At 64.9% G+C, this 20393-nt stretch carries 21 protein-coding genes; 9 read left to right on the top strand and 12 right to left on the bottom strand.

The window, feature by feature from the left end; translation table 11 throughout:
* Nucleotides 1–46: 46 nt before the first annotated feature.
* Nucleotides 47–991: a bifunctional helix-turn-helix transcriptional regulator/GNAT family N-acetyltransferase gene (locus AKG11_RS16150; RefSeq protein ID WP_050744596.1), complete on the top strand. Its 945-nt coding sequence runs from the start codon at nucleotides 47–49 to the stop codon at nucleotides 989–991.
* Between the two features lie 10 nt (nucleotides 992–1001).
* Here the strand turns inward: AKG11_RS16150 and AKG11_RS16145 are convergent, their stop codons facing one another.
* Nucleotides 1002–2246 carry an FAD-dependent oxidoreductase gene (locus AKG11_RS16145; RefSeq protein ID WP_050744595.1) on the bottom strand — a complete coding sequence of 415 codons (1245 nt, stop codon included), beginning with the start codon at nucleotides 2244–2246 and terminating at the stop codon, nucleotides 1002–1004.
* Between the two features lie 43 nt (nucleotides 2247–2289).
* Nucleotides 2290–2697 carry a winged helix-turn-helix transcriptional regulator gene (locus AKG11_RS16140; protein WP_050744594.1) on the bottom strand — a complete coding sequence of 136 codons (408 nt, stop codon included), beginning with the start codon at nucleotides 2695–2697 and terminating at the stop codon, nucleotides 2290–2292.
* 168 nt (nucleotides 2698–2865) lie between these two features.
* Here AKG11_RS16140 and AKG11_RS16135 point away from each other — a divergent pair, with 168 nt between their 5' ends.
* Complete coding sequence (locus AKG11_RS16135; protein ID WP_050744593.1) at nucleotides 2866–3753, top strand: NmrA family NAD(P)-binding protein; 888 nt, start codon at nucleotides 2866–2868, stop codon at nucleotides 3751–3753.
* A gap of 43 nt (nucleotides 3754–3796) precedes the next feature.
* On the opposite strand, the gene AKG11_RS16130 is transcribed toward AKG11_RS16135, so the two are convergent.
* Complete coding sequence (locus AKG11_RS16130; protein WP_023513502.1) at nucleotides 3797–4549, bottom strand: pyridoxine 5'-phosphate synthase; 753 nt, start codon at nucleotides 4547–4549, stop codon at nucleotides 3797–3799.
* 249 nt (nucleotides 4550–4798) lie between these two features.
* Between AKG11_RS16130 and AKG11_RS16125 the strand changes: the two genes are divergently transcribed.
* Together AKG11_RS16125 and AKG11_RS16120 are read left to right on the top strand one after the other, a co-directional pair.
* Nucleotides 4799–5896 carry a hypothetical protein gene (locus tag AKG11_RS16125; protein ID WP_156334105.1) on the top strand — a complete coding sequence of 366 codons (1098 nt, stop codon included), beginning with the start codon at nucleotides 4799–4801 and terminating at the stop codon, nucleotides 5894–5896.
* A gap of 328 nt (nucleotides 5897–6224) precedes the next feature.
* Entirely contained in the window at nucleotides 6225–6902 is a 678-nt protein-coding gene (locus tag AKG11_RS16120; RefSeq protein ID WP_050744608.1) for a MerR family transcriptional regulator, read from the top strand.
* A gap of 79 nt (nucleotides 6903–6981) precedes the next feature.
* Here the strand turns inward: AKG11_RS16120 and AKG11_RS16115 are convergent, their stop codons facing one another.
* The gene (locus AKG11_RS16115) at nucleotides 6982–8109 is read right to left on the bottom strand and encodes an ATP-dependent DNA helicase (RefSeq protein WP_023513703.1); all 1128 of its coding nucleotides are present in this window, start codon (nucleotides 8107–8109) and stop codon (nucleotides 6982–6984) included.
* A 189-nt stretch (nucleotides 8110–8298) separates the two neighbouring features.
* Here AKG11_RS16115 and AKG11_RS16110 point away from each other — a divergent pair, with 189 nt between their 5' ends.
* On the top strand, nucleotides 8299–9345 hold the full coding sequence (locus tag AKG11_RS16110; protein ID WP_050744591.1) for an AbrB family transcriptional regulator: 1047 nt from the start codon (nucleotides 8299–8301) through the stop codon (nucleotides 9343–9345).
* Between the two features lie 6 nt (nucleotides 9346–9351).
* Here the strand turns inward: AKG11_RS16110 and AKG11_RS16105 are convergent, their stop codons facing one another.
* The 5 genes from AKG11_RS16105 to AKG11_RS16085 all read right to left on the bottom strand — a co-directional run bounded on the left by AKG11_RS16105 (nucleotide 9352) and on the right by AKG11_RS16085 (nucleotide 12079).
* Nucleotides 9352–9720 carry a hypothetical protein gene (locus AKG11_RS16105; RefSeq protein WP_050744590.1) on the bottom strand — a complete coding sequence of 123 codons (369 nt, stop codon included), beginning with the start codon at nucleotides 9718–9720 and terminating at the stop codon, nucleotides 9352–9354.
* Nucleotides 9721–9818: 98 nt separating this feature from the next.
* Nucleotides 9819–10181, bottom strand: coding sequence for a nitrile hydratase accessory protein (locus tag AKG11_RS16100; RefSeq protein WP_023513700.1), 363 nt, complete (start codon nucleotides 10179–10181; stop codon nucleotides 9819–9821).
* The gene (nthB, locus tag AKG11_RS16095) at nucleotides 10168–10827 is read right to left on the bottom strand and encodes a nitrile hydratase subunit beta (protein WP_050744589.1); all 660 of its coding nucleotides are present in this window, start codon (nucleotides 10825–10827) and stop codon (nucleotides 10168–10170) included. Before nthB ends, AKG11_RS16100 begins: the two co-directional genes overlap by 14 nt.
* Entirely contained in the window at nucleotides 10824–11450 is a 627-nt protein-coding gene (gene nthA, locus AKG11_RS16090; RefSeq protein ID WP_050744588.1) for a nitrile hydratase subunit alpha, read from the bottom strand. Before nthA ends, nthB begins: the two co-directional genes overlap by 4 nt.
* 35 nt (nucleotides 11451–11485) lie before the next feature.
* Complete coding sequence (locus AKG11_RS16085; protein WP_023513697.1) at nucleotides 11486–12079, bottom strand: LysE family translocator; 594 nt, start codon at nucleotides 12077–12079, stop codon at nucleotides 11486–11488.
* Between the two features lie 126 nt (nucleotides 12080–12205).
* Here AKG11_RS16085 and AKG11_RS16080 point away from each other — a divergent pair, with 126 nt between their 5' ends.
* On the top strand, nucleotides 12206–13051 hold the full coding sequence (locus AKG11_RS16080) for an aldo/keto reductase (protein WP_050744587.1): 846 nt from the start codon (nucleotides 12206–12208) through the stop codon (nucleotides 13049–13051).
* Nucleotides 13052–13141: 90 nt separating this feature from the next.
* Here AKG11_RS16080 and ilvN read toward each other — a convergent pair whose 3' ends face one another.
* Both ilvN and AKG11_RS16070 read right to left on the bottom strand, forming a co-directional pair.
* The gene (gene ilvN / locus AKG11_RS16075; RefSeq protein WP_023515971.1) at nucleotides 13142–13714 is read right to left on the bottom strand and encodes an acetolactate synthase small subunit; all 573 of its coding nucleotides are present in this window, start codon (nucleotides 13712–13714) and stop codon (nucleotides 13142–13144) included.
* A 19-nt stretch (nucleotides 13715–13733) separates the two neighbouring features.
* Nucleotides 13734–15512 carry an acetolactate synthase 3 large subunit gene (locus tag AKG11_RS16070; RefSeq protein ID WP_050744586.1) on the bottom strand — a complete coding sequence of 593 codons (1779 nt, stop codon included), beginning with the start codon at nucleotides 15510–15512 and terminating at the stop codon, nucleotides 13734–13736.
* A 345-nt stretch (nucleotides 15513–15857) separates the two neighbouring features.
* On the opposite strand from AKG11_RS16070, the gene AKG11_RS16065 reads away from it, so the two are divergent.
* Entirely contained in the window at nucleotides 15858–17906 is a 2049-nt protein-coding gene (locus AKG11_RS16065; protein ID WP_050744585.1) for an ATP-binding protein, read from the top strand.
* 64 nt (nucleotides 17907–17970) lie between these two features.
* Here AKG11_RS16065 and miaA read toward each other — a convergent pair whose 3' ends face one another.
* A complete protein-coding gene (miaA, locus tag AKG11_RS16060) occupies nucleotides 17971–18900 on the bottom strand; it encodes a tRNA (adenosine(37)-N6)-dimethylallyltransferase MiaA (protein ID WP_050744584.1) in 930 nt (309 codons plus the stop codon).
* On the opposite strand from miaA, the gene serB reads away from it, so the two are divergent.
* Nucleotides 18899–19789, top strand: a complete 891-nt coding sequence (gene serB, locus AKG11_RS16055) for a phosphoserine phosphatase SerB (RefSeq protein ID WP_050744583.1) — start codon at nucleotides 18899–18901, stop codon at nucleotides 19787–19789. The two genes, miaA and serB, sit on opposite strands and share 2 nt — an antisense overlap.
* Nucleotides 19789–20343: a GNAT family N-acetyltransferase gene (locus AKG11_RS16050; RefSeq protein ID WP_050744582.1), complete on the top strand. Its 555-nt coding sequence runs from the start codon at nucleotides 19789–19791 to the stop codon at nucleotides 20341–20343. Before serB ends, AKG11_RS16050 begins: the two co-directional genes overlap by 1 nt.
* Nucleotides 20344–20393 lie beyond the last annotated feature (50 nt).

Genomic DNA, 20393 nt, shown 5'->3' with positions numbered 1-20393 from the left:
CGCTAAGTCAAATAAATAGCAACGATGGTGATCGAAGGAGATCATCATGACGGCTGTTACCCATGAGGAAGCCAGTGCGGACACGATCGAAGCGGTCCGCGCTTTCAACCGCTTCTATACGAACCGTATCGGCGTGCTCGACCGCGCCTATCTCGACACGCCCTATACGCTGACCGAAGCGCGCGTCATCTACGAGCTCGCCAATGGCGGCGCTACCTCCGCCTCGCAGCTGACGACGGAGCTGTCGCTCGACCCCGCCTATGTCAGCCGCATGTTGAAGAGCTTCGCCGGCACCGGTGTCATCGACATCCGCAAGGACCCTACCGATGGCCGCGGACGGCTGCTGAGCCTGACAGAGAGCGGCCGGACAGTGGCAGCCGACCTCGCCACGCGGTCGCGGGCGAGCATCGCAACCCTGATCTCGCCGCTTGACGCCACCGCACGGCGCCGGTTGACGACGGCGCTCCGTGACGTCACGACCCTGCTCGCCGGGAAAAACCCTCCAGCCCCGATCGAAATCCGCCCCCACCGGGCCGGCGATATGGGCAGGGTGATTGCCAGCCAGGCGCAGAGCTATGCCGAGACCTATGGCTGGAACGAGGAGTACGAGGCGCTGGTCGCCGAGATCTGCGCGAAGTTCCTGCGCGATTTCGACCCGGCCTTTGAACATTGCTGGATCGCCGAGCGGGATGGCGCCCTCGTCGGCAGCGTCTTCCTGGTGAAGGCGAGCGAAACGACGGCCAAGCTGCGCCTGCTGCATGTCGACGGGGCGGCGCGCGGCCACGGGCTTGGCACACGACTGGTGACGGATTGCATCCGTTTTGCGCAGGGCGCCGGCTACAGGCGGCTGGAGCTCTGGACGAACGACATTCTGACCGCCGCCCGCCGCATCTATCAGACGGCCGGTTTCACGCTGGAGAACGAGGAGCCGCACCACAGCTTTGGCCAGGATCTCATGGGGCAGACCTGGGCGCTCGACCTTGCCGGCTGACAGGAGCCGGTCACGCCTCCTGCAACGCGCGCTCCAGCCAGCGGCATTCCTGAAGCCCGGCCAGTGTGAAGGGGTCGGCGAGCGTGCCGGAAACGATGGCCGCAAGGAGCTGCGGTGCCGGCGGTATTTTCGCGACCGTCGCCACCAGCCGGTCGCGCAGCCAGGCGATCGCCCGGGAATCCGACTGATAGAAGGGCGTGAACACGTAGGAGAGCAGCTGGAACAGCCGCACATGGTTGCGCCGGGCAGCCGCGTAGGCCGCCAGCCCCTCCTCCACGGAGGCGGCCGTAGACAGGGCATGCGCCAGCGCCGCCGCATCGAGCAGCGCCATGTTCGCCCCCTGCCCGAGCTGCGGGCTGGTCGAATGGGCGCTGTCGCCGATGAAGGCGATGCCGTCGGCCACGGGCGGCAGCGTGGTGCGGTGGGCATAGCGGGCGAGCGTCAGCTGGTCCCAGTCCTTGATCTGGTCGAGGAAAGGTGCGGTCTGCGGCCAGTAATCGAGGATGCGCGCCTTCCAGCGGGCAAGACCGGCCTGCTGCACCGCGTCCGCATCGGCCACCTTCAGGCTCCAGAAGAAGGCGACCTTGCGCCCCTCGCCCGGGTGCCCCCGCCCGACCGGCAGCACGCCGATCATCACCCTGGCCGCGTCATAGCGCTGCGCGAGAGCCCGAGCATCATGCGGTATGCCGTCACAATCGAGCGTCGCCCAGAAGGCACCCCAGGGCAGTTCGCGCACATCGGGCGCCACGACGGACGCGGCGGCAAGCTGCGAACGGGCGCCCGTCGCGTCGATCACCAGGTCATAGTCGCCGACGATCTCGCCCTCGGGGTCGTGCAGGGCGGTACGGGCCTGCCGCGTCTCGGCCTTGGCAAGCGCGATGCCGGTGCGGACCGGCAGGCCTGCTGCTGTCACCGCATCATGCAGCGTCGTAAAGAGTGCCGCCCGATGCACCGCAAGGCCATAGCGGCCGCCGGCCAGCGCATCATAGCGCACATCGAGCACCGTGCGGCCGCTCCGCGCATCGGCACCGTGCAGCCGGTCGATGCGGTTGCCCAGCGCATGAATGGTCGGGGAAAGGCCGAGCGCATCGAGCACGGTGAGCCCGGTCGGCTGCATCAGGAGGCCGGAACCGACGGGCGACGGCTGCTCGAAGCGCTCGATCAGTTCCACCCGGTGGCCCGCCCGCGCCAGAAACAGCGCCGCCGCAAGCCCCGCGGGCCCGGCGCCGGCGATACCGATATCGAGTGGCTTCATGGCCCTTTTCCCGCATGCAGCGTCCGGCGCAGCGGCCGAAGCGTCAGTCCTGAGCCGCGTCGTAGGCCTGTCGGGCGGTCCGGATCGCGGCGTGGTTCTCGGTAGACCACTGCACGAGGGAGCGCAGAAGCGCAAGGAAGGAATGGCCGAGCGGCGTCAGGCAATATTCGACGCTCGGCGGCTGGGTGGGATAGACGGTGCGGGTGAGATAACCGTCGCGCTGCAGATCGCGCAGCGTCTGGGTCAGCATGCGCTGCGAAATATCGGGAATGAGGCGGCGCAGCTGCGAAAAGCGGCGCGGCCCGTCGGCAAGGCCGAGAACCATCAGCGACGTCCACTTGCCCCCGACACTGTCCAGCACGTCGCGTACCGGACAATCGTCCATCGACATTGCAACACCATCGACCAGAAACACGCGCTCGCCCTCTGCGCGATCAACGATCTTGTTCATAGCCGGTTCCCTTCAGGTAACCACCGCATAAAAAACTGCCTTCTTTACAGCTCCTAACAGATTACCAGATAAGAGCAAGTCTCAATAAGAGAGCAACACGCAGCAGGTCCCGGGCGTCTCCCCGCCACGCCTGCAGGACCGGCCGCAAGGCCCCAGAAAGGCAAAGACATGACCGACACAGTTCTCGTTACCGGCGCTTCCGGCCAGCTCGGCCGCCTCGTCATCGACACGCTTCTCGCCTCCGGCAAGCTTGCGCCCGCCAACATCATCGCCACGACCCGCGACGTTGCGAAGCTCGCCTCCTATGCCGACAAGGGCATCACCGTGCGCGCCGCCGATTTCGACGATCCCGCCTCGCTCGACGCGGCCTTCGCCGGCGCCGGCAAGGTGCTCATCATCTCCACCGACGCGCTCGACACGCCCGGCAAGCGCCTCGCCCAGCACAAGGCGGCTGTCGCCGCCGCAGCGAAAGCCGGCGCGAAGCACATCCTCTATACGTCGATGCCGCAGCCGGACGATTCGCTCGTCACCTTCGCCCCCGACCATCTCGGCAGCGAGGAGGCCATCAAGGCGACCGGCATCCCCTACACGATCCTGCGCGACGGCTGGTATGCGGAAAACCTCTTCATGTCGCTGCCGCATGCGCTGCAGACAGGCGCCTGGTACACCTCGACCGGCGCAGGCAGGATCGCCCACATCACCCGCGCCGATACTGCCGCCGCCCTTGCCGGCGCCGTGCTGAAGGCCGGCAGCGAGAGCCGCACCTATACCCTGACCGGCACGAAGACGCACACGGCCGAGGAGATCGCCTCTCTCGTTTCCGCGGCGACGGGCAAGCCGCTTGCCGTCGTGCACGTCACGGATGCCCAGCTCGCCGAGGGTCTGAAGGCAGCCGGCCTGCCGGAAGGCTTCGTGCCGACCATCGTCTCCTTCGACGCCAACACGCGTGAAGGCAAGATCGCCATGGTGACGGAAGACGCACAAGCGCTTTCCGGCCGCACACTGACGTCCTTCGAGGACTTCGTCGCCGCGAGCAAGGCTGCATTTCTCGGTTGATGCGGCTATATGTGCGGCGCTCGAACGGGCGCCGCACGGATTGTCAGACGTCCTGGCCGCAGGCGCGGCAGAAGCGCCGGACGGTTTCCGCCATGCCGTATTCCAGCGCATCCGCGGTCAGGCCGTGGCCGATCGACACTTCGGCAAGGCGCGGGATGCGCGCAACGAGCGCCGGCAGGTTGGCAACGGTCAGGTCATGGCCGGCATTGACGTCGAGGCCGAGCTCGAAGGCGATATCCGCCGTCTCTCCGAGCAGTTCGGCAATCCGCACTGCCTCGGCCGGGTTGTCGTAGCAGCCGCCATAGGGGCCGGTATAGAGCTCGATCCGATCCGCACCGACCTCCTTCGCGATGGTCAGCGCCTCGCGGTCCGGATCGCCGTCGGCAAAGACGGAGACACGCAGGCCGAGCTTCTTCAGCCGGCCGACGATGTTGCCCAGAAGATTATGATTCTTGCGGAAATCCCAGCCATGATCGGAGGTCGCCTGGGAGGGATCATCCGGCACGAGCGTCACCTGCTCGGGGCGGTGCTCCTCGACGAGCTGCATGAAACTCTCTTCCGGAAACCCCTCGATGTTGAACTCGGCACCGGAAAACTCGGTGTCGATGAGGCTTCGGATCGGCGCCAGATCGGAAAAGCGGATATGGCGCTGGTCTGGCCGGGGGTGCACGGTGAGGCCGCTTGCGCCTGCCTGAAGGGCGATCCGGCCAAGGCCGGTGACGCTCGGCCAGGGTAGGTCCCGACGGTTGCGCAGCATGGCAATGGCGTTGAGATTGACCGACAGTTTCGCAGGCATGGCGACACAAACTCCTCTTGCTGGGCACAAGGTCTAGCCTGTTGTTTCCACAAGGGCAATCGCCTCGAAGGCCCGGCGCACCGCAGCCTTGCGGCTTTGTGGCGGGGGCCTGTGCATGCCCCCCTTGCCGTTGCGCAAGAATCACCGCTAGAATCCCCGTGATTTTTGGGGGATGCCGTGTGCGGCGTCCCGTCTTGGGGAACGGAAAGGAAATCGGGCAGCAGCGATGGTCTCCTCTGTGGCGACACCATGAGCAGGACCGACAGGCCGGCGTGCGAGCGTGTGCGGCGCGCGCTGGATGCCATCATCGCGAGCGAAGCATTCTCCCGGTCCGAGCGGCTGCGCTCGTTTCTTTCCTATATCGTCGAGAACGAACTCTCCGGCAAAGCAGCCCAGCTGAAGGGCTACAGCATCGGCATCGACGTTTTTGGACGGCCGCCGGGTTTCGACGCCGGCAACGATCCGCTCGTACGCGTCCAGGCCGGCAAGCTGCGAAAACTGCTGGAGCAGTATTACGAAACGGAGGGCGCTGGAGACCGCCTGCGCATCCGCGTTCCCCTCGGCAGCTACGTCCCGGAATACAGCGCCGCCGTCGACAAGCCGGAGGCCGCGGACGAAGCCCGGAACCTGCTGCCCTCCGTCACGCGGACACCCCGGCACACGCCGGACACCCGTCGTTCCTGGCTTCCCGCGCCGATCTCCTCGCCGCTCGCCCTGCTCTCGCTGCTACCGCTCTTTTTCCTGGCGCCATCGATCTATCCGGACACGTCCAGTGTGGCGATCGCCAAGGCGCAGCTTATGCTGTCGGTGCAGAACAAGCTTGCAGGACGCGTCCAGGCGCTGCCGAGCCTCGACATCCTGCAATGCTGGCCATCGGGCGGCGAGTGCAATGCGCTGGCCCGCGCCATTGCCGGAGCGGCCGGCTACCACAGAACCGTGCATCTCGTCGGTTCGCACAAGGAGGAAGAACCGCACGCGCTGTCCTATGCCATCCGCATCGAGAACCGGCCGAACGGCCAAGGCATCTATGCCCGGTTGATCCACGAACCGTCAGGCACCACGGTCTTCACACGCCACTTCTCGCGCGAACAGCTGCGCAGCGAGGGCGGCATCGCCTATGAAGCGGTCACTTTCACCGCCCGCACCCTTACGGCCGCCGGACCGCTCTATCGCCACGCCATGCGCATCGGCGTGGCCAGCAACCTCATGGAATGTCTCGCGAAGGTGGAACAGGACCCGCCGCGCGGAACACCCGTTGCCGATGAGCCCGCCGCCTGCAATCTGCTGCCTGCGGCGCTTGCCGGCGTGTCGCCGACGCAAAGCCCCTTCACCACCTTGACGCGTTGAATCTGCCGCACCCAACCGAGAGGCGTCACCAGAAAATACATCCCTAGATATAACGATAGGCACATGCCCCCCGGGGGTTTATTTTACGATGCAGGGCGGATTGGTAATGTGTGCCGCTCGGATTCAGAATCCTGCACAATTGAGTCGCATATGGGATTCAGAATCCTTGCACGATCGTATACAGTTTCATCGGCATGCACAGTCGGCGAAACGATGAAGGGCATAGTCCGCCGGCTTGTCACCCAGCCTTCACAGTGAAGCTGGTCACGGGCCGGCGACCGGGGGTTAAGCACATGACCAATCTACTTGTTTGCGAGCTGCTTTCATGATGACCAACGAGTCTAAGAAAGCCGACAGCCGGCAGGGCGCGCGCAGATCCATCCGTTTTCTGCCGGTCGCGCCCTTGCCGGAGAACCTGCCCGACGGGCGCCTTGCGATAGCGGACATGGCCAACGCCTTCGGCGTGACCCACCGCACGTTGCATTTCTACGAGGAGAAGGGCCTTTTGACCGCGGCCCGCGTCGGCCCCATGCGGGTCTACGGCCCGGATGAAATCCAGCAGATGGCGGTGGTCAACACCTGCCGCGAGACGGGTATGCCCGTCGCAGTGATCCAGGAGCTGCTGGAGCGCCTTTCCGCTGCCGAAAACCAGGAAGAAGCCGATGGCATCTTCCGCAACGCCATGACCGCGCGCAAGCGCGAGCTGGTGGCGCAGCAATCGACGATCCGCCGGCAGATGCAGCAGATCAACGAACTGCTCGACTTCAGCTCCTCCCACGAGCCGGAGACGAACGACAACACGCCCAGCGCCCATCTGACACCCGCCGAGCATCGCTGCCTCGCCCTGATGGCGGAAGGTTATCCGACGAGCCGCATCGCCCGCGCTCTCGAAATCGAGCCCGGCGAAGTGCAGGTGATGGAAAAGAACATCATCACGAAGTTCGACAGCAACAACCGTTTCCAGGCCGTCGCCAAGGCGGTCATGCTCGGCATCGTCGGTCACTGAGATCGATGAGACGGGCCGGACATAATGACCGGCCCCTTCCATCCGCTTCCTGAAGAGCGGTCCGCCGTGCGGGTCCTATCTATCGCACGATGGTAAGCGTTTCCGCGGCGCGCGTAATGGCAGTGTAGAGCCAGCGTTCGCGCGTGTCGCGGAAAGCGTAACTTTCATCGAACAGCACGACATTGTTCCACTGCGAGCCCTGCGCCTTGTGCACGGTCAGCGCATAACCGAAATCGAATTCGTCATAGCGCTTGCGGGTCGACCACGGAATCTCCTCGTCGAGATTCTCGAAGGCAGCCTTCAAAAGTTTGATCTTGGCCGCGCCGCGATCCATGTCGTCGTCTTCCGGCCGGATCATCAGGTTGATGCCGGGCTTCACCGTCTCCTTGGACGAACTCATCACCTGCCAGAGCGAGCCGTTGAGCAGGCCCTTGGCCGGGTCATTGCGCAGGCAGACCAGCTTGTCGCCCGATTGCGGATAGTCGGTGGTGAACCCCTTCAGTTCACGCAGGCGCTGATTGTAGCGCCGCCGCGTGCGGTTCGTGCCGACGAGCACCTGATCGGCATCGAGCACGAGCGATTGGTCCACCTCGTTGCGGCCGATGACGCGCGCAGCACCATAGTCGCCAAAGTCGATCTCCCGGCCCTCGCGCACCTGCATGGCGAGCTGGATGATCGGATTGTCGCGCGCTTGCCGGTGGATATCCGTCAAAAGGTAGTCCGGCTCCTGGTTGGTGAAGTAGCCGCCGCCGGACACAGGCGGCAGCTGGCCGGGATCACCGAGCACGAGGATCGGCGTGCCGAAACTCATCAGGTCCTTGCCGAGCGCCTCGTCTACCATCGAGCATTCATCGACAACCACAAGGGCGGCCTTGGCCACCGGGCTCTGACGGTTGATGGAGAACATCGGCGCGATCGAGGTCTTGCCCGTCTCTTCGTCCGATACCTCTTCCTCGCCGCGCGGACGGTAGATCAGCGAATGGATCGTCTTGGCATTGCTCGCGCCCTTGGAGCGCAGCACCTGGGCCGCCTTTCCGGTGAAGGCGGCGAACAGCACCTCGCCGTCGACATTTTCCGCAAAGTGGCGCGCCAGCGTCGTCTTGCCTGTGCCGGCATAGCCGAACAGGCGGAACAACGGTTCGCGCCCGTCCTTCAGCCATCGCGCGACGGCCTTCAGCGCTTCATCCTGTTGGGGTGCAAATTCCATGTCCGGACTTGGCAGGATTCGGCGCTGCGAAGCAAGGGGGACATGGCTGTTTCACGATACGGCGGCAGGAAACGCCCCTTCAGCGATTTCCCCCTGTTCGCAGGCGCCCTGCCGCGCTATTGAGAGCCCAATTTTCCGGAGCAATGCTTGTCCCGCGCCTCTCCTCCCGCAAAGAGCACCGTCCCGCCCATGGGGTTCGGCAAACTGCCCGCCGCCCTGCAATGGCTCGCGGTCGGCGCCCTCTCGGTTGTGACAACGGTGCCGCTGGAACTCGGCGGCTTTCCGGCCGCCCTCCTGATCGGGCCGATGCTGGCCGGCATCGCCGTGGCGCTGGGCGGGGGAACGATCCGCCTCCCGCGCATCTTCTTCTTCGTCGTCCAGGTCGTTCTGGCGCTGATGATCGCCACCACCGTCTCCGAGGATTTCCTCGGCACCTTCCAGCGGAACTGGCCGCTCATGCTGTTCGTCGTGGCCTCCGTCATCAGTGTCAGCACGTTGTGCGGCTGGCTGATCACCCGCACCGGCATCCTGCCCGGCACGACGGCGATCTGGGGGTCTTCGGCCGGCGCCGCCTCGACCATGATGATGATGGCGGAAGCCTACGGCGCCGATGCCCGGCTTGTCGCCTTCATGCAATATCTGCGCGTCGTCTTCGTCGCCAGCCTTGCTACGCTCGTCGCCCATTTCGGCGGGCACGACGGGGTGGCAATACCGCCGCATGCCTGGTTCGAGCCGGTTCCGCTGCCGCCACTCGTCTCCATGCTGGCAATCGGCATCGTCTGCGGCCTCGCCGGCCAGAAGCTGCGCATCCCGGCCGGCGCCTTCCTGGTGCCCTTCGCGCTTGCCGCCGTGCTCAATGCATCGGGCACCGTCAAGATCGAACTGCCGCAATGGCTGCTCGTCATCGCCTTCACACTGCTCGGCTGGAACATCGGCCTCGGCTTCACCCGCGCCATTCTCCTGCATGCGCGCCGGGCGCTTCTGCCCACCGTGCTCTCCATCGTCGCGCTGATCAGTTTTTCCGGCCTGCTTGCCGGCCTGCTGGTCCTCGTGCTCGGCATCGACCCGCTGACGGCCTATCTCTCGACCAGCCCCGGCGGACTTGATTCCATCGCCGTCATCGCCGCCTCCAGCAATGTCGACGTCGCCTTCGTCATGGCGCTGCAGACAGCCCGGCTCATCCTGGTGACCCTGTTCGGCCCCTGGCTCGCCCGCTTCGTCGCCGATCGGGCGTGAGAGCTTTCAAAAGCGCGAAAATCCGGTGAGAGACGGCATGATCACACCGCGCCCGTCCTCCAGGAACAGCGAAAGGCCCCGCACCACCTCATCGCTCGGATTGCCGTAGACTTCCAGCCGCTCCACGGTGCAGTGCTCGGAAACGCGCTGGATATGCGCATCCGACATTTCCCAGTGATGCAGGACATCCGCCGAATTGCGATAGAGCTGGTAGCTGACCGCCCGCATCTCCGCCTCGTCGATGAACGCCCGCACCATCAGCTGTGGCGCGTTCTTCTCCACGAAATCGACCGCGGCACGCACGGCCGCGCAGAAGGGTTGCAAGCGCCCGGTCTTGATCCTCATCACATTTCGAAAGAGCAGCTGGTCCGTCATCAGGGTCTCCATTGAGTGAATGGAGCGCCTTATGGAAGCTCAACCACGGTTGAGGTCAATAGGGGTTTGCGCCTCGGAAAAACGTCCTGCGGGCCCGGCTAGTCGCCAGGCGCATTTTCGAGGAGGATGGGGCTGCCGTGCGGCGTCGCTTCGGCGGCGCGGGCCCAGCGGTCGGACAACGCGGCCTGCTCCACCTCGCTGGCAACGCCCCGGGCGGCCAGCAGCGTGGAAAGCGCGGCGACCCAGCAATCGAAATAGTCCGCGCCATCGACCGCCCGTCCGGACCGGTGAACCTCACGCGACAGGGCTTCGGCCCATTCGCCCCACGTGAAGACGCCTCGTTCGTGGAGACGCACCGTCATGGCGAAGGCCTGTGCCTGCCAGGGCTCGGCAAAGACCGGATCGCCCTCGAGGGATTTCGGCAGGCCGGGCGAATCGGCGGGCGTTTCACACCGGCTCAAGATAGCTCTCCCAGGCGTCGATCGAGACGGTGAGACCGGGTGCGGCCCCCTCGCCCCAGATCTCGGCGCCGTCGAAGACGACGGTATAGATCCATTGCGGGTTCTCGCCCTTGCCATGCGCGCTGTCATCCGGAAAGACGAAAGCGCCCTGCACGGTCTCGACCACGCCGATCTTGCCGCGGGCATAGCGCGGCAGGCGCGTATGCGTCGCCGGATTGAAATTTCGAGTGCGCACATGCGCGCCGGCGGCAAACCGCGGCGCCGTGTCGAGTGGACGATCGCACGGCCCGCCCCGGGCGAGAACGGCCGGAACCATCTCCGCTGTCAGCACGCGCTTGGGCGGCGTGCCCTTTTCCAGCATCCGCCCTTGGGCAAGCTCCGCCCCGCTGACGAAGCCGTGGCGCTGCAGCAACGTTTCCAGCGCCCGGATCCAGATCTCGTAGTAGCTCGCGGCAAGATAGGTGGCCGGCGGGATGTTTTCCCGCGCATGGCGGCTCTCGTCGATGGTCCAGGCACCGAAGGCGCCGCAGGACAGCGTTACGCCGAGTGCCCGCTTTTCCCATTCTGCGTGAAAGTATGGCTCATTCACCTCCGGCGCAACGGGACCGAAACCGTGCAGGCCGCCGAGATCGTGTGGCCCGTTCATGTCCGCCCCTCCGGGGACAGGGCCAGCCCCGTGCCGATCATCGCATCGCGCGTCACGAGGTCGGCTAGTGCTTCCTGGTCGAGCCCCTCGCTGCCCGCCGGCCGCGCAGGCACGACGAGATAGCGCAGCTCCGCCGTCGAATCCCACACGCGGACCTTCCGGTCCTCAGGCAGCGTGACGCCGAACTCCTCCAGCACACCGCGCGGGTCCATGACGGCACGCGCCCGGTAGGCCGGCGCCTTGTACCAGACCGGCGGCAGGCCGAGCACGGACCAGGGATAACAGGAGCAGAGCGTGCAGACGACGAGATTGTGCGTCTCGCCATCGTTGAACACCGCCCGCATATGCTCGCCCTGCCGGCCGGTATAACCGAGGCTGGCGATCGCCGCCGTCGCATCCCGCTTCAGCCAGGCGGCGAAGTCCGGCTCTGCCCAGGCCTTGGCAACGACGCGCGCGCCGTTGCGCGGACCGATCTTCGTCTCGTAGGTCTCCACGATGACGTCGATGGCCTTCGGATCGATCAGGCCCTTTTCCGTCAGGATGGTTTCGAGCGCACGCACGCGCGCTTCCATCGGCGAGAAGTGGTTGTCGTGATGATGGTCGTCATGATCGTGGTCGTGCATGGCAATCCCTCCCGTCCGGCTTCCGTTGTACGCCGCTAGCGCAGCATCGGCCAGAGGCTTGCGACAAGCAGCAGCGCCATCGATATGTTGAACCACTTCAATCGTACCGGGTCTGACAGCCATTGGCGCAGCGCCGAGCCGAAGCCCGCCCATGTGGAGACGCTGGGGAAATTGACGATGGCGAAGGCGACGCCCACGATCAGCACGCTCATCGTGTAGTTGGCCGAATTCGTGTAGGTCGCCATGGCGGAAACGGCCATGACCCAGGCCTTCGGGTTGACCCACTGAAACACCGCGGCTTCGAGGAAGCTCATCGGCCGCGCGCCCGTCTTGCCCTCGCCCAGCGAGCGCGACGTGCCGATCTTCCAGGCGATCCAGATGAGATAGGCGCCGCCGGCGACTTTCAGCACCGTGTAGACCATCGGCACCGCCTCCAGGAGCGCGCCGAGCCCGAAGCCGACGGCGAGCAGCAGCACGAGGAAACCGACGCCGATGCCGCACATATGCGGGATCGTGCGCACGAAGCCGAAATTCACGCCCGAGGCAAACAGCATCATGTTGTTCGGGCCGGGGGTGATGGAGGTGGTAAAGGCAAAGACCAGAAGCGCCAGAAAAATCTCGATCTGCATGGGAGGTCCTGAATATCCCGGTTGTTTTTTCCGATTGATAGTCCATCTCCTTGCAACGACCAGCCAATTCTTGTCATGCATGCAATTTGAATGGCTGATGCATGGCCCTTGCAAGCGGAGCGCAACATGAAAGCGGAACTACCGGCAGTCACTTTCCCTGGCGGTCGGCAGGTGCCGGCCCTCGGGCTCGGAACCTGGCACATGGGCGAAGGCGATGCCTCGATGGCCGAAGAGGCGAACAGTCTGCGCACCGGCATCGATCTCGGCATGACGCTCATCGATACGGCGGAAATGTATGCCGATGGCGGTGCCGAAACCGTGGTCGGCGAGGCGATCAGAGGACAGCGCGACGCGGTGTACCTCGTCAGCAAGGTGCTGCCCTACAACGCGAGCCGCAGCGGCACGATCGCCGCCTGCGAAGCGAGCCTGAAGCGCCTCGGCACCGATCATATAGACCTCTACCTCCTGCACTGGCGCGGCAGCCATCCGCTCGCCGAGACGGTCGATGCCTTCGAGACACTGAAGGCGCAAGGCAAGATCGGCGCCTGGGGCGTCTCCAACTTCGACCAGGACGACATGGTCGAACTGCTCGACGTGGCGGAGCCGGCGCGCCCGCTGGCCAATCAGGTGCTCTACAACCTCGCCCGCCGCGGCATCGAATATGATCTGTTACGCTGGAGCCAGGTGCAAGGCGTGCCGATCATGGCCTATTCGCCGCTCGACGAGGGCCGCCTCGTCGGCCACCCGGTGCTGAACGAGATCGGCCGCATCCACAAGGCGAGCTCCGCGCAGATCGCCCTTGCTTTCCTTTTGACCCGCCCCGGCGTCATCGCCATCCCGAAATCCGGTTCGCCGGACCGGGTGCGTGAAAACGTCCGCGCCGCCGAAATCCGCCTGACCTCGGAGGATCTGCGCCTCCTTGACGAAGCCTTCCCGCCGCCCACACGCAAGCGGCCACTGGAGATGATCTAGGAACGAAAAAGGGGGCTTCGCGCTGTGGCGGAAGGCCCCTGTGATGTTTTTTCCCGCCTCCAAAGCGAAGGCGGGCAGCCCGTTATCGGCTCACATGCCCTGCGGGCCGCGGTTCATCGCGGCAATGCCCGTGCGACACACTTCACTGAGGCCGAGCGGCTTCATGACGGCCACAAACTGGTCGACCTTGGACGACTTGCCCGTGATCTCGAAGATGAAGTGGTCGGTGGTGGCGTCGACGACCTTGGCATGGAAAGCATCGGCAAGGCGCAGGGTTTCCGCGCGCATTTCGCCGGACCCCGTGACCTTGACCAGCGCGACCTCGCGCTCGATCGGCCGCTCCTGGCCCATCACCTTGGCACGAACGGTGAGATCGACAACCCGGTGCACCGGCACGATGCGCTCGAGCTGCGACTTGATCTGTTCGAGAACACCGGGCGTGCCACGCGTCACGATGGTAATGCGCGACAGATGCGCCTCGTGTTCGGTCTCCGAGACGGTGAGGCTCTCGATATTGTAGCCGCGGCCGGAGAACAGGCCGATGACGCGGGCAAGAACGCCCGGCTCGTTGTCGACGAGCACGGAGAGCGTGTGGCTCTCGGCGACCTGCGTTTCCTTGGCGATGAAATAGGCAGAGCCGGTGGGCTGAAGGTGTGCGTTCATAATTGTCTCTACCTCTACATCAAACGAGCTGGCGACCCTTGGCGTCGATCGCATTGGCGACCGCTTCGTCCGTGGCCTCGTCCGGCAGCAGCATTTCGTTGTGCGCCTTGCCCGACGGGATCATCGGGAAGCAGTTGGCAAGGTTCGCCACGCGGCAGTCGAAGATGACCGGACGCTTGACGTCGATCATTTCCTGGATCGCGCCGTCGAGATCGCCGGGCTTGTCGCAGGCGATGCCGACGCCGCCATAGGCTTCCGCGAGCTTGACGAAATCAGGCATCGCCTCCGTGTAAGAGTTCGACAGGCGGTTGCCGTGCAGGAGCTGCTGCCACTGGCGGACCATGCCCATATACTGGTTGTTCAGGATGAAGATCTTGACCGGCAGGTTATACTGGACCGCGCAGCTCATTTCCTGGATGCACATCTGGATCGAGGCGTCGCCCGCGATGTCGATGACCAGGCTGTCGCGATGCGCGACCTGCACGCCGATCGCCGCCGGGAAGCCGTAGCCCATCGTGCCGAGGCCGCCCGAAGTCATCCAGCGGTTCGGATGCTCGAAGCCATAGAACTGCGCCGCCCACATCTGGTGCTGGCCGACTTCCGTCGTGATGTAGGTGTCGCGGTCCTTGGTCAGCTCGTAGAGACGCTGGATGGCATATTGCGGCATGATCACGTCGTCGCTTGCCTTGTAGGCGAACGAGTTGCGCGCCCGCCACTTGGCGATCGACGTCCACCAGTCGTTCTGGACCGTCTTGTCGTAGTCCTTGGCGGCAGCACGCCACTGGCGGACCATGTCCTCCAGGATAGCACCTACATCGCCGAGGATCGGAACATCGGCGCGGACGTTCTTGTTGATCGAGGACGGATCGATGTCGATGTGGATCTTCTTCGAATTCGGCGAGAAAGCATTCAGGCGGCCGGTGATGCGGTCGTCGAAGCGCGCGCCGATGCAGACCATGACGTCGCAATCATGCATCGCCATGTTCGCCTCATAGGAACCGTGCATGCCGAGCATGCCCAGCCAGTTCTTGCCGGAAGCGGGATAGGCGCCGAGGCCCATCAGCGTGGAGGTGATCGGGAAGCCGGTGATCTCGACCAGTTCGCGCAGGAGGCGCGAGGCTTCCGGCCCCGAATTCACGACGCCGCCGCCGGAATAGATGACCGGCCGGCGGGCCGAGCGCATCAGGCTGACGGCGGCCGCGATCTGGTTCGCATCACCCTGCAGCTTCGGCTGGTAGCTCTTCTGGATCGGCGCGGCGGACGGCGGCGTATAGGTGCCGGTCGCGAACTGGACGTCCTTCGGGATGTCGACGACGACGGGACCCGGGCGGCCGGACTGCGCGATGCGGAAGGCCTCGTGGATGACGCCGGCGAGCTCGTTGACGTCCTTGACCAGCCAGTTGTGCTTGGTGCAGGGGCGTGTGATGCCGACCGTGTCGCATTCCTGGAAGGCGTCCGACCCGATGAGCGTGGTCGGAACCTGACCGGTGAGGCAGACGAGCGGGATGGAATCCATCAGGGCGTCCTGCAGCGGCGTGACCGCATTGGTCGCGCCCGGCCCCGAGGTGACGAGCATGACGCCGACCTTGCCGGTGGAGCGGGCATAGCCTTCGGCCATATGGCCTGCGCCCTGTTCGTGGCGCACGAGGATATGCTCGATGTCCTCCTGCTGGAAGATCTCGTCATAGATCGGCAGGACGGCACCGCCCGGATAGCCGAAGATATGTTCTACGCCGTTGTCCTTCAGGGCCTGCAAGACAATTTCGGCGCCCGTCATCTGATTTTCTGTTCCGCTCATCGGATTTCCGTCCGTCTCTTTGGTATTTCAGGTGTGAATATCGAACTTCTGGGCATAAAAAAAGGCCCCTTGGAGGAGCCTGCTTACCGCGCATGGGTGCTTTCGCCGGGTGGTTACACCACCCTGCCCATGCGCCTTCCCACCACAAGAATGATAGCCGTCAGTTTTTTCATGGGCCGAAGTGTTAACGGCAAAGGCCGCGCGCGTCAACGCCTTTCCGCCTGTTTCGAAACGGCACGAATTGCGCCCCCTTTGGGAAAAGGCCCGCCGGGGACGCCCCGGGACGAAACGTCTTATTAAGCGGCAGGCGCTAGGCTTCTCCATTGATGGCAAGGAGTGCCGTGATTGCTGAACAATGATTTCCAAAGCTCCATCGTGGCTGGAGAGCAGGATCGCCGGGATGGCGTATCGACGGGCAACCGCCTGCTGGGCCGCGTCGTCGCCTGCAACGGATCGCACGCCACCATCAGCGCCGTTGCGAAAAGTGGAGAGACAGCGCTCACGGAACTGTGGGCGGTCGGCCGCCTCATTTCCATTTCCGTCGGCCGCAACCGCGTCGTCGCCCTCGTCTATTCCATGTCCACCGACCAGAAGAGCTGGGTGGAGAATCACGACACCGTCTTCCGCATCGAGGTGGAACTGCTGGGCGAGGTCCATGTCGGAGCCGACGGCCGCGAAGCGTTTTCCGCCGGCATCACCGACTACCCGCATCTCGGCGCCGTCGCTCACCGCATCCGCGCCTCGGATCTCGCCAAGGTCTACGATACCGGCAAGAACAATGTCTGCGCCATCGGGAAGCTGACGCAGGACGAGACGCTCGACGCAACGATCCACGTACCCTCCATGCTGGAAAAGCACTTTGCCGTCGTCGGCACGACGGGCGTCGGCAAATCCACCGCGGTCACATTGCTGCTGCACAAGGCGATCCAGGCCGACCCGCGCCTGCGCGTGCTTATCCTCGACCCGCACAACGAGTTCGCCTCGGCCTTCGGCGACCTCGCCGTCGTCATCGACACCGAAACGCTGGACCTGCCGTTCTGGCTGTTCAAGCTCGAGGAATTCGCCGAAGTGGTCTTCCGCGGCCGCCCGCCGGTGCACGAGGAGATGGATATCCTGCGCGACCTGATCCCGGAGGCCAAGCGCGCCTTCCGCGGAACAAGCGACAACGGCCTGATGCGCCGTACCAGCGAAAAGAGTTCGGTGACCTCGGATACGCCGGTGCCCTTCCGCATAGCCGATCTGCTGGCGCTCATCGACGAACGCATCGGACGCCTCGAAGGCAGGGCGGAAAAGCCGCATCTGCGCTCGCTCAAGGTCAAGATCATGTCGGCGATCAATGACCCGCGCTACCATTTTATGTTCTCCTCGAACACGATCACCGACACGATCCTCGACACGATCGCCCGCATTTTCCGCATTCCCGGCGACGGCAAGCCGGTCACCACCTTCCAGCTTGCCGGAATCCCCTCGGAGGTCGTCAATTCGGTCGCGTCCGTGCTTTGCCGCATGGCCTTCGAAATCGGCCTGTGGAGCAATGGCGGCGTACACATGCTCGTGGTCTGCGAAGAGGCACACCGCTACGTGCCGGCCGACATGAAGCTCGGCTTCATGCCGACGCGCCAGGCCATCGCCCGCATCGCCAAGGAGGGCCGCAAATACGGCGTCTCGCTCGGCATCATCACCCAGCGCCCCGGCGAACTCGACCCGACGATCCTCTCGCAGTGCTCGACGATCTTCGCCATGCGCCTTGCCAACGAGCACGACCAGGAGATCATCCGCTCGGCGATCCCCAACTCCTCGTCCTCGACGACCAGCTTCATCTCCTCGATCGGCAACGGCGAAGCGATCGCCTTCGGCGAGGCCGTGGCCGTACCGATGCGCATGCGGTTTTCTCGTGTCGAGGCCAGCGGTCTGCCAAAGGCGAACGGCACCGGCGTCAAGATCAACGAGGAGACGCCGCAAAGTGTGGACCTGCGCTCCATCGTCGCCCGCATGCGCGCCATCACCGGACCTGATATTTCCGGCTTCCAGAATTCTTACCTTGCCGCCCAGGGCCAGACCATGCCACTCCCGACCGGCTACGAGGATGCACCCTACGAGGACGAGGAAGGCTACGTCGAGACGCTACAAGCAGCCGCCGCGACCCAACCAGAGCCGTACCGACCCGATATGCTGCCGGGCGCCCAGAGTGTCTACGACCCATCGCCCCAGGAACGTTTCGAGGCGATCCGCCGGGAGCTGACCTCCGAACCGCAGCGCGCCGCTGCCGACCCCTACCGCCAGCCGGTAACGCGTCCTGCACCGGCCTTCGGCGAGCAGCAGGAGCCGCGGCGAGAGGGTTCCATTCGCGAACAGCTTCTCAAGAAGCCGTTGAGCAGCCTGATCCGGCGTTAAGCACCACGGCCCCTCCCAATGTCCTGCACGTCAGGACATTGGGAGGGGCCGATCGCAAAAACCTCTAAAAAACCTCACCGGGCGTGCCCGTAGGGGCCAGCGGATCGATGCGCTGCCAGCTCTCGTCGAGCTGATTGCGGAACCAGGTCATCTGGCGCTTGGCATATTGCCGCGTCGCCGCCGCCCCGCGCTCGGCGACCTCGGCCGCGCTCATCTCGCCGGCCAGCATCGCCGCGATCTGCGGTACGCCGATCGCCTTCATGACAGGCATGGCGGGAGAAAGATCGAGCGCCAGCAGCGCCTGCACCTCCGCCACCGCGCCGGAGGCAAGCATCGCGCCGAAGCGCCGGTCGATACGGGCAGCGAGCACCGCACGGTCCGGCAGGACGACGATCTTCTGCGCCCTGTCCGCATCGATGACAGCCGGTCCTGTCGCCGCCTGGAAGGCCGAGATCGACTGCCCCGTCGCCTCCAGCACCTCCAGCGCCCGCACGATGCGCTGGCCGTCCGCCGGCTTCAGCCGCGCCGCCGTTTGCGGATCGCCGACCTCTAGCGCGTGGTGAAGGGCTTCGGCCCCCTCTTGCACAAGCCGGGCACGCAGGCGCGTGCGGACGGCCTCGGGGATCGCCGGCATGTCGGAGAGCCCGCCCGTCAGCGCGCGAAAATAAAGTCCCGTTCCGCCGACGAAGACCGGCAGCTTTTCCCGCTGCCGCAACTCCGTGACGACCGCAGTCGCCTCACGCAGCCAGTCGCCGGTCGAGTAGGTCGCGCCGGCCGGCACATGGCCGTAGAGCCGGTGCTCGATGCCCCCCATGTCGTCCGGCTGCGGTCGGGCGGTGAGGATATCGAGCGTGTCATAGACCTGCATGCTGTCGGCGTTTACCACCACGCCGCCGTGCTCGGCCGCCAGCCGCACGGCGAGCGCGGACTTGCCGCTGGCCGTCGGGCCCGTTATCAGGATCGCGTCCCGCTTTCGATCAAGGTTTCTCATCATGGCTTTCGTTGCCACGCTTGTCGCCAATCCGTCAAATCCTGTCCTGACGCCCGCCCTCGCCGAAAAGGCTGCCGATGCGGTCAAGGCGTCCGGCCTCTACTGGCTTGCCGACGGCATTGCCTGCGATATCGCGCTGCGCGACGGCAGCGATCTCGAGGCATCCGAGGCGGCCATCCGCGCTGTCATCGGCAGCGAACCGGTCGACCTTGCCATCCAGGAAGCGGAAACGCGGCGCAAGAAGCTGCTGATCGCCGACATGGATTCGACGATGATCGGCCAGGAATGCATAGACGAGCTCGCCGCCGAAGTCGGCCTCAAGGACAAGGTCGCGACCATCACGGCCCGCGCCATGAACGGCGAGATCGCGTTCGAACCTGCGCTTCGAGAGCGTGTCGCCCTGCTCAAGGGGCTGCCGGTCTCCGTTATCGACGAGGTCATCGAAAAGCGCATCACGCTGACGCCGGGCGGGCGCGAACTGATCACGACCATGAAGGCAAAGGGCTATTACACGGCGCTCGTCTCCGGCGGCTTCACCGTCTTCACGAGCCGCATCGCCGCGACACTCGGCTTCGACGAGAACCGCGCCAACCTGCTCATCGATGCCGACGGCAAACTGACCGGCGAAGTGGCCGAGCCGATCCTCGGCAAGCAGGCCAAGGTGGACGCCCTGATCGAGATTTCCGAACGGCTCGGCATTTCGCCTGACGACGCCATGGCCGTCGGCGACGGCGCCAATGATCTCGGCATGCTGCATCTGTCGGGCGCCGGGGTCGCACTGCACGCCAAGCCGGCCGTCGCGGCAGAGGCGAAGATCCGCATCGACCACGGCGACCTCACCGCGCTGCTCTACCTGCAGGGCTACCGCAAATCCGATTTCGTTGCCGGCTGATGCCTATCGCCACGACCAGCCGCCTCACGCTCCGGAACTGGGAGGAGAAGGACCGGGACCTCTTCCACGAGATCAATTCCGATCCCGTGGTGATGGAGTTCTTCCCGTTCCTGCGCACCCGCGCCCAGTCCGACGAACTCTTCGAGCGCCTCCGCGACACCATCGCCGAGACCGGCCTCGGCTTCTACGCGCTCGCCGAGCGGGAAAGCGACGCGGCGCTCGGCTTCTGCGGTCTCGCGCGCACGACGGAACGGCTTGAACCGCACCTGCCGGCCGGCACGGTGGAAATCGGCTGGCGGCTGGCCCGGCGTCACTGGGGCAAGGGCTACATCACCGAGGCCGCCGAACGGCTGCTCGCCTTCGGCTTCACAGAAAAGAACCTCGGCGAGATCGTCTCCTTCGCAGTCGCCGGAAACACGCGCTCGATCGCCGTCATGCAGCGCATCGGCATGCGCGCGGCTCCCGAGCGGAATTTCGACATGCCAGGCCTCGACGATGCGCTGCGCCCGCACGTGCTCTACACGCTGGATCGTGCAACCTGGTACAATCGCTAGCCACGGCCATGAAAACGGCCGTTGAAGCAATGCTCCAACGGCCTGAATCC

It is taken from the genome of Shinella sp. SUS2, from assembly GCF_001262505.1.
Taxonomy (GTDB): Bacteria; Pseudomonadota; Alphaproteobacteria; order Rhizobiales; family Rhizobiaceae; genus Shinella.
The sequence above is the reverse complement of the archived record's forward strand: the minus strand, read 5'-3'. Positions and strand labels throughout refer to the sequence as shown.

What these genes read in the sequence shown, in the direction of transcription:
- miaA (WP_050744584.1), bottom strand. Translation starts at nt 18,900, where the DNA reads ATGATGAGAAACCTTGATCGAAAGCGGGACGCGATCCTGATAACGGGC.
- AKG11_RS16070 (WP_050744586.1), bottom strand. Translation starts at nt 15,512, where the DNA reads ATGAGCGGAACAGAAAATCAGATGACGGGCGCCGAAATTGTCTTGCAG.
- ilvN (WP_023515971.1), bottom strand. Translation starts at nt 13,714, where the DNA reads ATGAACGCACACCTTCAGCCCACCGGCTCTGCCTATTTCATCGCCAAG.
- AKG11_RS16110 (WP_050744591.1), top strand. Translation starts at nt 8,299, where the DNA reads ATGGGGTTCGGCAAACTGCCCGCCGCCCTGCAATGGCTCGCGGTCGGC.
- AKG11_RS16085 (WP_023513697.1), bottom strand. Translation starts at nt 12,079, where the DNA reads ATGCAGATCGAGATTTTTCTGGCGCTTCTGGTCTTTGCCTTTACCACC.
- nthB (WP_050744589.1), bottom strand. Translation starts at nt 10,827, where the DNA reads ATGAACGGGCCACACGATCTCGGCGGCCTGCACGGTTTCGGTCCCGTT.
- nthA (WP_050744588.1), bottom strand. Translation starts at nt 11,450, where the DNA reads ATGCACGACCACGATCATGACGACCATCATCACGACAACCACTTCTCG.
- AKG11_RS16120 (WP_050744608.1), top strand. Translation starts at nt 6,225, where the DNA reads ATGACCAACGAGTCTAAGAAAGCCGACAGCCGGCAGGGCGCGCGCAGA.
- AKG11_RS16080 (WP_050744587.1), top strand. Translation starts at nt 12,206, where the DNA reads ATGAAAGCGGAACTACCGGCAGTCACTTTCCCTGGCGGTCGGCAGGTG.
- AKG11_RS16105 (WP_050744590.1), bottom strand. Translation starts at nt 9,720, where the DNA reads ATGACGGACCAGCTGCTCTTTCGAAATGTGATGAGGATCAAGACCGGG.
- AKG11_RS16150 (WP_050744596.1), top strand. Translation starts at nt 47, where the DNA reads ATGACGGCTGTTACCCATGAGGAAGCCAGTGCGGACACGATCGAAGCG.
- AKG11_RS16135 (WP_050744593.1), top strand. Translation starts at nt 2,866, where the DNA reads ATGACCGACACAGTTCTCGTTACCGGCGCTTCCGGCCAGCTCGGCCGC.
- AKG11_RS16115 (WP_023513703.1), bottom strand. Translation starts at nt 8,109, where the DNA reads ATGGAATTTGCACCCCAACAGGATGAAGCGCTGAAGGCCGTCGCGCGA.
- AKG11_RS16130 (WP_023513502.1), bottom strand. Translation starts at nt 4,549, where the DNA reads ATGCCTGCGAAACTGTCGGTCAATCTCAACGCCATTGCCATGCTGCGC.
- serB (WP_050744583.1), top strand. Translation starts at nt 18,899, where the DNA reads ATGGCTTTCGTTGCCACGCTTGTCGCCAATCCGTCAAATCCTGTCCTG.
- AKG11_RS16145 (WP_050744595.1), bottom strand. Translation starts at nt 2,246, where the DNA reads ATGAAGCCACTCGATATCGGTATCGCCGGCGCCGGGCCCGCGGGGCTT.
- AKG11_RS16050 (WP_050744582.1), top strand. Translation starts at nt 19,789, where the DNA reads ATGCCTATCGCCACGACCAGCCGCCTCACGCTCCGGAACTGGGAGGAG.
- AKG11_RS16125 (WP_156334105.1), top strand. Translation starts at nt 4,799, where the DNA reads ATGAGCAGGACCGACAGGCCGGCGTGCGAGCGTGTGCGGCGCGCGCTG.
- AKG11_RS16140 (WP_050744594.1), bottom strand. Translation starts at nt 2,697, where the DNA reads ATGAACAAGATCGTTGATCGCGCAGAGGGCGAGCGCGTGTTTCTGGTC.